Raw genomic sequence first — 15,020 nt, 5'->3', positions numbered from 1 at the left:
CCAGGCCCGATTCGCGGCGGAATGACCGCATTGACCACCACGTCATCAGGAGGCCGATCAGGGGTTGGCTATAGGCGACGAAGGGCGGGTTGAGCCGGTTTTCATCCGCTCGCATGGATATGCGCCACCAGCGGCAGGAGGGGCCTGGTTCACTTCGAGACGCCCGGGAGCGCGATAAGGTAGATCCTGCCGCTTCGGTCAGAGCTCTTTGCGTGCCAGTCGGGCCTTGCCGTCCGCACCATGGTCGATGGTGATGTCGTAACGCTTGCCCCGGAAGTGGACACCCTTGAGTTCGAGCGACGTCCAGGCTTGCGGCAGCGCCGGCGGATAGGCCTGGGCCAGTCCGTTCTCGTCGATGCGCAGACCGCTCAATCCGTAGACGAAGCTCTGCACGAAGCCGGCCGATGTGGCGAGGATATAGCCGGCGTTGTTCGCCACCGTTTCGGTGCGTACGTTGAACGGCGGTTTCAGGAAGCCGGAGAGGTTTCGCCGGATCCAGTCGCCGGCGCCCTGCGCATCGCCCAGTTCCGCCGAGCCGACCGCCAGCATCACCATCATCATCTCGTTGGGATCGTCGCCGTGCTCCTTCAGCTCGTGCAACTGGAAGTCGAAGTCGTTGCGGCGTACTTGCGGCGACATCGGCAGATCGAGGTTGGGATACATCAGCCACGCCAGCGACGATCCCATCCAGGTGATCTTGTCGTGCGGTACCGAGGCGTCGAAATCGAGATGGCGCTGTGCTGTCTCATCGAACGGGATGGTCATCTTGTCCGCGATCACGCTCCACTGCGGATCGGCCTTTGCGCCGACTTTCGCCGCCGCCTTGACCGCGATGCGTAAGGCCTTCTGCGCGGCGGCGTTGGTGAACGAGTCATTCGGTACGTCGTTATAGGCTTCGTCCGGCGATGTGACGTGATGGATTTCGTAGCGATCGTGCGCCTTGTCGTAGCTGACGCGACTGGCCCAGAATGTCGCGATCTGTTCGATCACCGGCCAGCCATACTGCTTGAGCCAGGCATCGTCGCCGGTGGCGTTGTAGTACTGCCACTGCGCGATCGCGATGTCGGCGTTGACATGGATTTCCCGGTAGACCTCATAGGCAAAATGCGGGGTGAAGTCCTTGCCGGTTTCCGGATCGGCTTCCCAGGGATACATGGCGCCCTTCGCGCCGAATTGCGCCGCGCGCGCCTGCGCGGGGCCGAGCGTGCGATGACGGAACATCACGATCGGCTTGGCTCGCTCCGGGTGCAGCAGGAGCAAGGCGGGAAAGACCCACGAATCGCTGTCCCAGAACGCATGCCCGGCATAGCCAGGAGTCAGCGCGCAGGCGCCCATCGGCCAGCTCGTGCCCGTAGTGGTGTTGGACAGCAGGTAGTAGAGGTCCGAATGCACGGCCTTCTGTACGTTGGCATCGCCGGCGACGCGGATGTCCGATTCCCAAAGCGTGTGCCAGGCGGCCTGATGCCGGGCCAGCAGCGTATCGAAGCCGGTCGTGCGCGCCTGCTCGGCCAGGACCCGATCAGCCTTCGCGTCGCTACCCCAACCCTCGCGCGACGCGGCGATGTACTTGGTGAAGCGGTAGCTCTGGCCCTTACGGACCTTCGCTTTCAGATTGAGCGAAAGCTTGTACGGCGTCTGCTCCAGTTGCACGTCCTCGACGTCGAGTCCCTTCGGCAATTCGACGGCCACGGCCTGCGCGACCGCCACGCCTTGCTCCGCGCGACCGTCCAGCCATAGCGTGAGCGTCTTCGTATCGCCGCCGGTGGACTGGATGCGCACCACGCCCGGATACCACACCGCGGCGCGATCGGGTGTGGGCACCGGCTTGTTGTCCAGATTCTGTCCGCTGGCGATGACCGCGGCGATCATCTCGTCACCGGTCATCTTGGCGATCGGGAAACGTGGTTGATGCTCGGACCACAGGCGGATCGGAAACGTGAGCTCAACGCTGCCGTCGAACTGCGGCGTGATGGTGAGGCGGGTGGCCGCCAGATGATTGGCGTCCTGGCTGACGAACGTGGTGACCTCGACATCGGTGGACTTGTTGGCGTAGACGAAGCGGTACGTCGTGTTCAACGTTGCGCCATACATATCCAGCGTCTGCGCATAGTGAGTGAAAATCTCCTTGGCCACGCGCGTGCTATTGAGCCAGCCGCCGCCCGGGTTGTAGTCGATCTCGTTCCAGCCGGGCAGCGCCGCGGGGCGCGCGATATCGTCCTTGGCATAGTCCATCGTCGCGACCATGTAGCCCATGGTTGGCCCGGTGCCGCGCACCGAGGTCATGGTGGAGAAATAGCCGTTGGCCAGATAGCTCGGGAAATAACCGTCGAATTGATCCGAGGTGCCGGTAAGCACGAAGCTGGGGTCGGTCGCCGCGCCAACGCGGGTGGCTACCAGGAGCAGGCTCAATGCAAGTGCGCGCGGCAAATGCCGGATAAAGGAGTTCATGCTGGTCGTCGATCTCATGCGGCGCCCTCGGGCGCGGGCAGGGAAGGTGTTCCGGCGCGGTCGGTCTCGCGCTTGAACAAAAACAGGGTCACCAGGATCAGCGTCATCGGCACCAGCGAGAAATAGAACGCATGGATGCCGCCGAAGCTGGCGAACACCAGCGCGGTGATACGCGAACCGAGTGTGCCGCCAAGCGCGGAAAAGATCACGATGAGACCGGTCATCGCCGCATGCGTCGGTTTGGGCAGGGAACTGAGCGCGACGGAATTGATGACCGGATAGATCGGTGCCATCAGCAGGCCGATCAAGGGAATGAGATAGGCCGCCAGCGGTGCGTCGAGCCAGCCCGACGGCGCGAAAGATGGACTATGGCTGGCCAACGGCAGCACGGACAGGATCAGTACGCCCATGCCGATCACGCACAGATTGAGCAGCGTATGCCAGTGCATCCGACGCAGCAGTTGTCCGGCGAGAATGCGCCCCAACGCAGTGGTGCCGGCCAGGATGCTCGCCATCTGGATGCTCATGGCATTGGGCAGCTTGAGGATCTCGTTGTTGAACGTCGGCAGCCAGGTACTGAAGCTCTGCTCGATCAGCACGTAGAGAAACGCCGAAAGCAGGAATACATAGACCAGTGTGCGCATCATCAGCCGATACATGTCGCGCATCGCCTGTCCGATCGACAGCCGCGCTTCGCCGTGCGCGGCCGACTCATCGAGTTGCGCGCCGTAGAGCAGAGCGACCGTGCCCAGGCAAAGGACGGCCAGCAGCCAGTACACGTTGAACCAGGATGGGTTGGCAGGGTTGGCGTGATCGATGAAGGCGCTGAATATCCAGCCGCTGGCCAGCACGCCAAGCATGAACAGACCTTCGATGGTATTGGTCAGCCGGCCGTGCTCGGCCTTGTCGCGCGTGAGCAGGCCGATCGATGAATACACCGATACCTTGGCTAGCGCGAACGACACGCCGATACAGGTGAATAGCAATTCGGTGGTGTGAAAGCTCGGGTAAAGCGGCATCAGCATGCAGGCGCCGCCGACGATGCAAAGTGCAAGCATCATCGCGCGCCGGTAACCGAGTCTGGGCAGGAATGAGGCGACCAGAAACGACGTCACGGCAATCGGCAGATCCTTGAACAACTCAAGCAGGCTGGCCTGCGGCTTGTCGATGCCGAAGGTGTGGATCGACTGCAGAATGACCGTGCCGACACTGTTGAGAAGAATCGCGAACACCATGTAGATCGTCGCCAGCGCGACGACCATGCGGAACCGGCTCATGCACACCTCGATCTGCGGTGAGAAAAAGAACCCCGGGTGCCGTCATGGCGACACCCGGGGAACGCGGAGGGGAGTGCGCTTAGAACTTGTACTTCACCTGCAGATTGACTTCGCGGCCCTCGATCGAGCGGGCAAGGATAACGCCGCCGCTGCTGGCGAAGCCGAACAGGCGCGAGTTGCCTTCGGTAATGCCGATCTCGTTGGTGATGTTCGTGCCCTGCAGGTTGACCTGCCACGCCTGGCCGATATTTGCGGTCGCGCCGAAGCTCCAGTCGTGATACTGGCCGAGCGGTTGCTGCTCGATCAGATCGCCGGTGCGATTACCCACATACTCGTAGGTCACCCAGAACTTCATGCTGCCCCACGCCGTCGGGAATTCGTAGCCGGGGGTCAGGCGGCCCTGGAACGTCGGCTGGCGCTGCAGTTGCATGCCATCGAGGCTGGCGCATTGCGAGCTGCCGTCCTGGGCGGTATACGGCGTACACGCGGCGCTATGCGTGTAGTGGCCATCCATGTAGTCGCCGCTGAACTGCACCGAGAAGCCTTCGAACGGCTTGAGCACCGTGGTGAAGTTGATACCCTTGGTCGCCGAGCCGTAGTCGAACGAGAACTGCTGGCCGTTGCCCTGGGTGATCGTGTACGGCACGTTGTAGAACAGCTTGCGGTAGGCGTTGACGTCCAGATAGATCCAGTCGGCCTGGTACTTGAAGCCGATTTCCATGTTGTGGATCTTGTTGACCGGCTGGCTGGGCAGGCCGCGCAGATCGTCGAAGCCGGGGAAATGCACGCCGTCGTTGATGCGCGCGTACACGCTCATATTGCTCTGGATTTCGTAGTTGACGCCGACCGTCCAGGAAGGTGCGGTCTTCTTGTAGTTGATGTACGAATTGCCGGCGACCACGTACTGCGAGTTGTTGTTGTAAAGCGTGGTCGGATTGGCATCCAGGTCACCGGTCGCGGTGTTCTGAATGCGGCCGCTGGCCTGCTGGCGCTCGGCGCGGATGCCGGCGTCGAACAACCACTGGTCGACCTTCCACGAATCGGTGACGAAGAATGCCGTGTTGAAGCCGTTCCAGGCCTCGCGGATCGCCGTGGACGGGCCGCTCACGAAACCGCCGGGATTGGACAGCACGTCGCCATTGCCCAGGTTGACGGCGATTGGGCTCGGGTTGTTCTTGGCCTGCAGCAGCATGTTGTTGCCGAGGAACCAGGTGTCGTGATCGCTGTAGACGGCCGAATAGTTGCCGATCGTGAGCGTATTGCCGTCGAAGATTTCCTTGCTCAGGTGGAACTCGTTCGACACGCCCTGGATGCGCTTGCGCACCGACCAAAGGCCTTGCGTGGTGACGTTCTGGTTCATGTCCGCCGCCTGGCCGTTATTGGTGTAGACGGCGGTGGCGGTGGTGTTGGCCGGCAGGTTGTTGGAGACCAGCGCGTCGGCGATGTAGCTGCTCAGCGTCTGCGGATTGGCGCCGGTGCTGAAGAAGGCGATCGTGTTCATCTGACCGCCGGTGAAGTTGAACTTGTCGGAGATGCTCCAGCCATTGCCAAAGTCGAAATCGAGATTGCCGCCCAGCGAAAGGATGTCGGCGCCGCGTCCCTTGCCCAGATTCAGGCCCTGGCCACCCGGTTGGCATCCGGGCGTGTTGCAGGGCGTGGTCTGGATCCAGCTGTACTGATTGGCCTTGCTGCCGAAGGTGCCGGTCAGCGGATCGAAGCCCGGGTAGCCGTCGAACTGGCCGCGGCCAGGGTTGAGGATGGGCGTGTCGGTGACGAACTGGTTGTGGTCCTTCAGGTCACGCGCGTAGAACATCAGCGAGCCGCTGTCGCCGAAGTTGTGAGTCAACGTGGCGGTGAGCGAGCCGCCCTTGTCGGCCGAGAACTGCGGGTCGCGCACACCGTCGGACTTGCGCCAGAATCCGCCGACGCTGCCGTACCAGCCATCGGCGACCTTGAAGCCGTAGAAGCCGTCCAGACGCACCATGCCTTCGGAGCCGTACGTCACGCCGACATCGCCGCTGGGCGTGTCGGTACCTTCGCGCAGGATGAAGTTGGCGGTCAGGCCAGGCTGGCCGTTGCCGTACAGCACGGCCGGGCCGCCGAGCACGAATTCGGCGTGGTCGATGGTGTCGTCGAGACGGAACATCGACGAGTTCTCCATGAACGACAGCGTCGACATCGGATACAGCGGCGAACCGTTGAGCTGAAAACTCACGAAGGGCGCGTCACCACCGCCCGGGAAGCCGGCCACTTCGATGTTCGCACCGGTCTGGCCGCCGGAGGATTCGGGAAACACGCCAGGCGCCATCTTCAGCAGATCGGCCGAGCTCTTTGGGTTGAATTCACGGATCTGGTCGAGCGTCGCCGAGGTGATCGAATACGACGTGTCGATCTTCTTCAGGCCGCCTGCTGCCGCTGTGCCGGTCACCACGACCTGATCCAGATTGGTGGTGTTCTTGTTCTGCGGCGGTGGCGGTGGCGGCGTTGCGCCCTGGGCCTGTTGCGGCGCGGGCGGTGCCGCGGGGGCGGCGTCTTGTGCGTACAGCGAAGTGGCCAACAGCCCGGCGATGCTGGTGACGAGCAGCCGGCGGGTCATGCGTTGCGTATTCATGATGTTCCTCCCCATCAAAGAAAAAATACTGTTGTTGTGTTTCTTAAGGAGCGGTACTGCTGCTCAGTACGGTCATGTTCCTGAGCTGTCAGCCATGGCTTGCGCCGAGGTGGTCCGTCTGGTTGAAGCCGATTCGAGGTAACGTCGGATGTCGAAGGCGTCGATGCCCGGCAGAACGTCTTCTGCGCGGCCAAGCACCTTGGGGTCGCCCACGCCGACGGCACGCATGCCGGCGGCGAGGATGCTTTCGATGCCTGCGGCCGCGTCCTCCACACCCAGGCAATGCTCCGGCGCCACATGCAAGGCGGCAGCGGCTGCGAGAAAGATTTCCGGGTCCGGCTTGGAGTGCGTGACTTTGGCCGCATCGACCACGTAATCGAACAGCTCGGCGATACCCATCTTTTCGAGCAACGTGGGCGCATTGCGGCTGGCGGACGCGAGTGCGGTCTTCAATCCCGCGGTACGCACTGATTCGACCGCGGCGCGTGCGCCGGGCAGCAGGTCCTGCGGACCGAAGTGCTGGATCTGTTCGACGTAATAAGCGTTCTTGCGATCGCCCAGCGCTACTTTTTCCGCGTGGCTATACGTCTTGTCGCTGCCTTCGAGCAGAATCTCCAGCGAACCCATGCGGTCCACGCCCTTGAGGCGCTCGGCCGTGCGGTTGTCGAACGGCACGCCCAGTTCGTCGGCCAGTCGTTTCCATGCCGCCAGATGCACGACGGCGGTATCGGCAATCACGCCATCGAGGTCGAAGATCACCGCCTTGGGGTCATCATGCGATGGGCCGCTGTCTGCGCGGGGCAGCGACAGGTTTTCGCCGGCGCGCAAGGTGTATTCGATACCGTCGTGATAGAAGGTCAACAGATCGCCGCGACCGAGCGTGTAGTTGACGCCTTCGCCGCTCACGTTCACGCGCAACTGCGCGTTGCCCCAACGTACGCCGAACCGGTAGCCGTTCCATGCCACGGGCAGTCGCGGGCTGAGCGCAGGCTTGCCATCGATGACGCGCAAGCCGCCGAAGCCCCAGCTGAAAGTAAGCCAGCTACCGGCCATCGCCGCCATGTGGATGCCGTGCGCGGCGTTGCCGTGGGAGTCGTCCAGATCCACGCGCAGCGTATCGATGAAGTAGCGATACGCCTTGCCGGTCTGGCCCACTTCCGCCGCTACCACGCCGAACGTCGACGCGGACAAGGTGGAGTCGTGGATGGTGACGCCTTCGTAGTATTCGAGGTTGCGGCGTTTGGCGTCGCGGTCGACGTTCTCGCCGGCGAGCATCAAGGCGAGCACGGTATCGGCCTGCTTGCATACCTGATGGCGGTAAATGGTCATCGGATGCAGGCGCAGCAATAGCGGCTTCTTCACCTCTTCAGCGCGCACATGCAAGCGCGGCAATTCGAGGAAGTTGTCGTCCTGCGGAAAGATGCCAAGCTGTTCGTCCACCGGCAGATACATCGCGTCGGCGGCGCGACGCCACTGTGCGATTTCGTCTTCGCCCAGGCCGATCCGCTTGCACAGCTGCGCATACTGCACCGGCGCGACACCGGCCATCCACACGGCGGTGGCAGCGGCATCGTTCAGATGCTTCTGCGCCATGCGATTGGTGTAATGGTTGTTGTGCACCAGCGCGGAGTATTCGTCCGGCCCGGTCACTTCATGGATGCAGAACGCCCCGCCGCGGCGCGGGTTGAAGTGGCCGATATCCAGCCAGATACGCGCGGTTTCGAACAGCATCTCCGCGCCGCAATCGCGCAGGAAATCGAGATCACCGCTGGCGTCGACATACAGGCGAATCGCCCATGCGACCGCTGCATTGATGTGGTACTGCGCCGAGCCGCCAGGAAAGTACGCCGAACATTCGTCGCCGCTGATCGTGCGCCAGGCATACAGCGCACCGTGCGGATGGTTGAGTTCGCGCGCATGCAGGCGCGAACGTTCCAGCGTGCGATACCGGTAGCTCAGCATGCTGCGTGCAAGCGCAGGCGAGAGCGTCGCCAGCACTGGCAGCATGAAGATTTCCGCGTCCCAGAAATAATGGCCCTCATAGCCTTCGCCGGTCAGGCCCTTGGCCGCGGTGCTGCCGCTGCCGTCGCGCGAGCTGGACTGGAACACGTGGAAAAGGTTGAAGCGCAGCGCCTGCTCGCTTTGCGGATCGCCATCGATCGCGATGTCGGCGTCCTGCCATAAACGCTCCAGCTGCGTGGTCTGTCGTGCGAGCAGGGTGGCGAAGCCTGTGTGCATGCCACGCTGCAGTGCTGCCTCGGCGCGTGCAAACAGTTCGGCGTGCGGCTCACAATCGGCCGGACGCGTCCAGGCGTACGCGGCGTATTTTTCGATAGCGACACTGCTCCCCGGATGCAGCGTGCCGTCGTATATCTGCATGACGCCGTGGGGCACCAAGGCCGCATGACGGAACGCCAGACTGTCGTCCAGCAGGGTATGGCCCTGTGCGCAGATCGTGCGGATATCGCTGTGCGTGGTTTGTTGCCCGACCCAGGCCAAGGTTTCTTCGGCGAAGGTATCGGTATTGCTCAGGCCGCCGTCGAGACGGGTGCCGATACGTGGATCGTGGCCCTGTTCGACCGCGTCGCGCGCGGTGCTGATGGCCGACTCGAGCGTGATCGGGCCGTCACAGTCGACCGAACTCACCCGATAGCGGATCGCCAGCAGGCCGGGCTCGTCCAGACAGACGATCCGTTCGGCGACGATGTCGAGGGTGAAGCCCTCCGGCGAACGCCAGCGCAGGTGCCGGCGATAGGTTCCCGAGCGCAGGTCGAGCGAGCGAGAGAAATCCAGCCATTCGCCGTCTTCAAGCCGCACTGGGGTGTCGCCCAGACGCAGGTGGATGCGGGTCGCGTCGGCGACCGGAACGCGGGTGTCGGTGTGCGCGGCAAAGCCCGGGAAGCGTTCGTGGTACTCGATCGGGGTGCGTTCCCACACGCCGGCCAGGAAGCTGCCCTGGGTCGGGCTGTCACCTTCCTCCAGGCCGCCGCGCACGCCCAGGGAGCCATTGGAAAGCGCAAACAGGCTCTCGTCCTGGGCAAAGCTGCCCGGGTCGTTGAAGCGACGGGTCAGCACCCAGGGATCGGTTGGCGTGGTGCTGGACGGTACCTGCGCCGTGGCCTTGGCCGGCACCGAGTCATGGTGTTCCAACGGAAATCCCCTTTTTGGTCGTGCTGTGTCTGGTCGCGATCCGGCGGATGGGGCGACTTATTGCGGATCGCTTCCCCGGCGCGGCGGGAGCATTACAGCAAATGATATCGATATCAAGATATCGATATCATTTGCTGTGGCGCAGCATTTCCTTATGTTTTACGGGGGGTTAGCTTTGGATGAGGCTGCTCGTGAAGGAATTCACTCACTTAGCCGCCAAAGCGCATACAAGGGTGAAGGTTCCACCGCCGGTATTTGTAGGGCACCATCAGCACAGGATTCATGGGGTCTGGTCTTGAGCGGCAAACACGGGAAAACACCAGCGCGGGACACGCTACCTGCCAACCTGACCATGGCCGATCTGGCTCGGTTGGCGGGGGTTTCCAAGATCACCGTATCGCGCGCACTCAGCGACAGTCCGCTGGTCAACCGCGAAACGCGCGATCGCCTCCAGGCGCTGGCCAGGGAGCACGGCTACAAACTCAATGTCAGCGCGCGCAACCTCCGTCTCCGCCGCAGCTACACGGTGGCGGTCATCGTGGAGATGAAGCCGAGCCACGACCGCACCATGTTCGATCCGTATCCGTTGGTGCTGCTGGGCGGCATCTCGCAAGAGCTCACCGCCGCCGGTTACAGCGTCTTGCTGACCACGCGCCAGGGCGCTACCGCGGCGGCGGTGCAGGCCGCCGACGGCATGATCCTGCTTGGGCAAGGTGTGCGGCAGGATGCGGTGCGCCGCTTCGACAAGCTGGGCCTGCCGATGGTGGTGTGGGGTGCGCAGGCCGAGCACGATGAACACACCGTAGTCGGCAGCGATAACCGCGAGGGCGGCGCTGTCGTGGCCAGGCATTTTGTCGGCCAGGGTCGCCGCAATCCGGTATTTATCGGCAACCCCGGGCATCTGGAAATCTTCGAGCGCCTGACTGGCTTTGTCGATGAATTGGGATTGCATGGCATCAAGCCGCTGCTGATCCGTCGCGATGAGTTCACCGTCGCCTCGGGTATCGATGCGATCGAATCGCTCGCTGCGCGCGACGTTTCGTTCGATGCGGTGTTTGCCTGCAGCGACTTGTTGGCGATGGGAGCGATTCGTGCACTGGAGGCATTGGGGCGCAAGGTGCCCCATGACGTCGCGGTCGTCGGTTACGACGACATGCCGCTCGCGGCGAGCTTCATGCCGCCGTTGAGTTCGGTGCGTCAGGACTGGCAGGAAGGCGGCACGCTGCTGGCGCGCAAGGTGTTGGGGTTGATCCAGGGCGAGACGGTGCAGTCAGAAGTTTTGCCCGTGGAGTTGGTGGTGCGCGCTACGTGAGAGCGCCCCTTCACCCCGGCCCTTTGCGAGGTGTAACCCATGTCCCCGAACACCTGTTACCTATGTCTCCGGTCCATGCACTTTGCCGGGGGAGAGGGTTGGGGTGAGGGGCGCTCTTACGCCTCGGCTTCCACATTCTTCCCCTTATACGACGGCGTCAGCACCAGCCGAAAACAGCTGCCACCACCCGCTACGCGTACGTACTCCAGCGACGCCTGATTGGCCTCACTCATCTGCCTGGCCAGATACAGCCCAAGCCCCGTGCCGTATTCGTGCGTCGTGTAAAACGGCTCGAAAATCTGTGCCGCCACTTTCGGTGCGATACCCGGACCGCGATCGATCACTTCGAGAATCGGCACGCCATGTTCGCCGTGTCGCGCTACGACCATTACACGCGCAGGCTGGCCCGGCATGCGGCCATAGCGCAACGCGTTCTGCACCAGGTTCCACACTACCTGTTGCAATTGCTGCGGGTCGGCCAGCGCGGCGACCGGCTCATTGCCGGCGATCACGCGCAGCGAGTCTTCGCCCAGGTCGTTGCCTTGGCGATATTCCTCGACAAAACCGAGCGCCCAGCGGCCGAGATCCAGCGTTTCCGGGCGGGAGCGTTCGCGCCGCGATAGCTGCAGGATGTTTTCGATGATCTCGTTCAGGCGCACGCAGTGGTTGTTGATGATCTCCACCATGCGCTGATCGGTGCCATTGAGGTCAGTCGACTCGGCAAGCAACTGTGCGGAGTAGCGGATCGCCGCCAACGGATTGCGAATTTCATGCGCGATCGATGCGGACAGGCGGCCCAGCGAACTGAGCGTGAGCTCTTCGGCGCGACGCGACACCAGCGACGTGTCGTCGAGGAAGATCAGCACGTGCGAGTCGTCGTTGGGCGCCAGACGCGTAAAGCGCGGCACCACCTCGGGCACCCCATCAGCCAACTGGGTTGAGGTCTCGTCGAGCTTGCCGGAGGTCATCCAGTGATACAGGCGACGCGACAATTCGGGCGCGAGGCGGCCCAGGTCGCGCTGATCGGCGGAAGGGTTGCCCAGCAACATCCACGCTGATTCGTTGATCTGGTGGATGCGGTTGGCATCATCGACCAGCAGCACGCCGGTCTTCATGCGACGAATGATCAGTTCGTTCACTTGCGACAGGTTGGCCAGGTCGATGCTGCGTTGCTCGGCCAGCGCCTCGGTCGCGCGCATCTGCCGACTCAGGACATGGCAGAGCAGCGTACTGGCGAAATAGGCCAGGCCGAACAGCCCCGATTCGAGCAGTTCGCGGTCCATATTGGCATCGGCACTGGGCAGTTCCACCGCCGAATGGCCGAGGATGCCCAGGGTGGCCAGCGCGGCGAAGAACAGCGACAGGCGCAGTGGCAAAATCAACGCGCCGGCGCTCAGGTTCACCGCCAGCATCATGGCGATGCCGATGCGCGCGTCGTGCATGGACGTCACCGCCAGGACCGCGGCGACGATATCCACGACCAGGGTGCCCGAGACCACCAGGCGGCTGCGCTGCGTGCCCCGACGGGTCAGGAGCAGTACCACGATCGTAAACAGCAGGAAGACCAGCGCTACGTCGCGGGCGAACCCCACATCGTTGAGCTTGGGCCAGCCCAGGCCGGGTGGGCTGAAAGCCAGCCCGACGTAGATGAACGCCTGTACCAGCCGGAAATAGTTGAGAAACGACAGTTCGTGGCGGATCGCCTCGGTGGCCTGGCGGGGTGCGGACGGGACAGGCGGTGCGGTGGATGACACCAGGGCGGCACTCGATGGCGTGGGCGATGCGCTCAGTATAGGAATGGGGCGGGGGAACAGGGAACGGGGGATGGGGAACTGCGGGTTGCGCCACCTTTTAGCTTGTGGCCTTGAGCGGGGAAGTCACGGAATCGGTAGGGATTTTGTTCGCCAGGGCCCGGTTGCCGCCCGTTGCACCGCAACAACCCTTTGCCATCGACCCCCGCTTCCGCGAAAATACCTGGCCGTATTGCGCGGTTTTTCGTCATGCGAAGGCATGACGGCAGCGCACTGCATGCCGGCAGCGCGTTGTAGTACCGCCGTCCGCTTTCCTCACCCATGCCGGTGGATCGGCATGCGGTTTTCACTGTTTCCCCCGTTCGCTCGAGGTATCGAATGAATTTCCACGAGTACCAGGCTAAAGAACTGTTCGCGCAGTACGGCATTGCCGTGCCGCCGGGCAAGGTTGCCAACTCTCCCGACGCCGCTGTCGACGCCGCCAAGCACCTTGGTGGCACGCAGTGGATGGTTAAGGCTCAGATCCACGCAGGCGGCCGCGGCAAGGCCGGCGGCGTCAAGTTCTGCAAGAGCTTCGATGATGTCCGCGCTGCCGCCAAGGGCATGCTGGGCACCAACATGGAAACCTACCAGTCCGCCGGCCGTGCGCTGCCGGTGAACCTGGTCCTGGTCACCGATGCCACCAACATCGCCAAGGAGCTGTACCTGTCGATCCTGGTCGATCGCGACACCAAGTCGGTGTCGTTCATTGCCTCCAAGCACGGCGGCGTGGACATCGAGCAGGTCGCCAAGGACACGCCCGAAGACATCCACACCATCGTGGTGGACTTCGTCGAAGGCCTGCAGCCCTACCAGTGCCGCCAGCTCGGCTTCGCGATGGATCTCAATCCGAAGCAGGTCACTCAGCTGACCAAGATCATGCTGGGCCTGTACAAGCTGTTCAACGAGAAGGACCTGGCCCTCGTCGAGCTGAACCCGCTGGCGATCCTCGAAGACGGCAACCTCGCCGCCCTCGACGGCAAGGTCAATTCCGACGACAACGCCGAGTTCCGTCATTCCGACCTGGCCGCCATGCGCGACCTGACCCAGGAAGATGCGGCCGAAGCGGCTGCCGTGCAGTACAACCTCAACTACGTCACGATGGACGGCACCATCGGCTGCATGGTCAACGGCGCAGGCCTGGCCATGGCCACGATGGACGTGATCAAGCTGGCGGGCGGTGAGCCGGCCAACTTCCTCGACGTTGGTGGCGGCGCCACCAAGGAGCGCGTGACCGAGGCGTTCAAGCTGATCACCTCGTCCGACAAGGTGAAGGCCATCCTGGTCAACATCTTCGGCGGCATCGTCCGCTGCGACATGATCGCCGAAGGCATCATCGCCGCGGTGAAGGAAGTGGGTCTGAAGATTCCGGTGGTGGTGCGCCTGCAGGGCACCAATGTCGAACAGGGTCGCGAACTCCTGGCCAACTCCGGCCTGGCGATCACGCCGGCCGACGATCTCAACGACGCGGCGCAAAAAGCCGTGGCCGCCGCGAAGTGAGGAGCATCCAAGCATGAGCGTTCTCGTTAACAAAGACACCAAGGTGATCGTGCAGGGCTTTACCGGCCAGCAGGGCACCTTCCACGCGCAGCAGGCGCTGGATTACGGCACCAAGGTTGTCGGTGGCGTAACCCCGGGCAAGGGCGGCAGCCAGCATATCGGCCTGCCGGTCTTCAACTCGGTCGCCGATGCTGTGGACGAAACCGGCGCCGATGCGTCGGTGATCTTCGTGCCGCCGCCGTTCGCGGCCGACTCGATCCTCGAAGCGATCGATGCGGGCATCCGCGTGATCGTGGCGATCACCGAGGGCATCCCGGTGCTGGACATGCTGCGCGTGAAGAACGTGCTGGCACAGCATCCGGAAACCGTGCTGATCGGGCCGAACTGCCCCGGCATCATCACCCCGGGCGAGTGCAAGATCGGCATCATGCCGGGTCACATCCACCTGCCGGGCAAGGTCGGTATCGTGTCGCGTTCGGGCACGCTGACCTATGAAGCCGTGTTCCAGACCACTAACGAAGGCCTGGGCCAGTCGACCTGTATCGGTATCGGCGGCGACCCGATCAACGGCCTGAGCTTCATCGACTGCCTGAAGATGTTCCAGGACGATCCGCAGACCGAAGGCATCATCATGGTCGGCGAAATCGGCGGCAGCGCCGAAGAAGACGCCGCCGAATTCATCGGCGAGTACGTCAAGAAGCCGGTCGTGTCGTTCATCGCCGGTGCTTCGGCCCCGGCCGGCAAGCGCATGGGTCATGCCGGTGCGATCATCTCCGGTGGCAAGGGCACCGCAGCGGCGAAGTTTGCCGCGCTGGAAAAGGCCGGCGTCACCACGGTGAAGTCGCCTGCCGATCTGGGCAAGACGCTCGCCAAGCTGATGAAGTAAGCATCATCCATCGATGATGAAAAAGGCCGCGACATGTCGCGGCCTT

General features: G+C 63.0%; 8 protein-coding genes. 3 read left to right on the top strand and 5 right to left on the bottom strand.

Annotated elements, in window-relative coordinates; genetic code table 11:
* Positions 1 to 198: 198 nt before the first annotated feature.
* The 4 genes from QMG46_RS23050 to pgmB all read right to left on the bottom strand — a co-directional run bounded on the left by QMG46_RS23050 (position 199) and on the right by pgmB (position 9,486).
* Complete coding sequence (locus QMG46_RS23050) at positions 199 to 2,448, bottom strand: glycosyl hydrolase family 65 domain-containing protein (RefSeq protein WP_281850242.1); 2,250 nt, start codon at positions 2,446 to 2,448, stop codon at positions 199 to 201.
* 14 nt (positions 2,449 to 2,462) lie between these two features.
* The gene (locus QMG46_RS23045) at positions 2,463 to 3,725 is read right to left on the bottom strand and encodes an MFS transporter (protein WP_281850241.1); all 1,263 of its coding nucleotides are present in this window, start codon (positions 3,723 to 3,725) and stop codon (positions 2,463 to 2,465) included.
* Between the two features lie 79 nt (positions 3,726 to 3,804).
* Positions 3,805 to 6,336, bottom strand: a complete 2,532-nt coding sequence (locus QMG46_RS23040) for a TonB-dependent receptor (RefSeq protein WP_281850240.1) — start codon at positions 6,334 to 6,336, stop codon at positions 3,805 to 3,807.
* A gap of 72 nt (positions 6,337 to 6,408) precedes the next feature.
* Complete coding sequence (gene pgmB, locus QMG46_RS23035; RefSeq protein WP_281850239.1) at positions 6,409 to 9,486, bottom strand: beta-phosphoglucomutase; 3,078 nt, start codon at positions 9,484 to 9,486, stop codon at positions 6,409 to 6,411.
* Positions 9,487 to 9,838: 352 nt separating this feature from the next.
* Between pgmB and QMG46_RS23030 the strand changes: the two genes are divergently transcribed.
* Positions 9,839 to 10,798: a LacI family DNA-binding transcriptional regulator gene (locus tag QMG46_RS23030; RefSeq protein WP_281852961.1), complete on the top strand. Its 960-nt coding sequence runs from the start codon at positions 9,839 to 9,841 to the stop codon at positions 10,796 to 10,798.
* A 116-nt stretch (positions 10,799 to 10,914) separates the two neighbouring features.
* Here QMG46_RS23030 and QMG46_RS23025 read toward each other — a convergent pair whose 3' ends face one another.
* Positions 10,915 to 12,552: a sensor histidine kinase gene (locus QMG46_RS23025; protein ID WP_281850238.1), complete on the bottom strand. Its 1,638-nt coding sequence runs from the start codon at positions 12,550 to 12,552 to the stop codon at positions 10,915 to 10,917.
* Positions 12,553 to 12,927: 375 nt separating this feature from the next.
* Here QMG46_RS23025 and sucC point away from each other — a divergent pair, with 375 nt between their 5' ends.
* Both sucC and sucD read left to right on the top strand, forming a co-directional pair.
* Entirely contained in the window at positions 12,928 to 14,088 is a 1,161-nt protein-coding gene (gene sucC / locus QMG46_RS23020) for an ADP-forming succinate--CoA ligase subunit beta (protein ID WP_281850237.1), read from the top strand.
* Positions 14,089 to 14,101: 13 nt separating this feature from the next.
* Positions 14,102 to 14,974 (top strand): succinate--CoA ligase subunit alpha, encoded by an 873-nt coding sequence (sucD, locus tag QMG46_RS23015; RefSeq protein WP_281850236.1) that lies wholly within the window; start codon positions 14,102 to 14,104, stop codon positions 14,972 to 14,974.
* The last annotated feature ends 46 nt before the right edge of the window (positions 14,975 to 15,020 follow it).

This window comes from Dyella sp. GSA-30, assembly GCF_027924605.1.
In the GTDB taxonomy this organism is placed as follows: Bacteria; Pseudomonadota; Gammaproteobacteria; order Xanthomonadales; family Rhodanobacteraceae; genus GSA-30.
The sequence above is the reverse complement of the archived record's forward strand: the minus strand, read 5'-3'. Positions and strand labels throughout refer to the sequence as shown.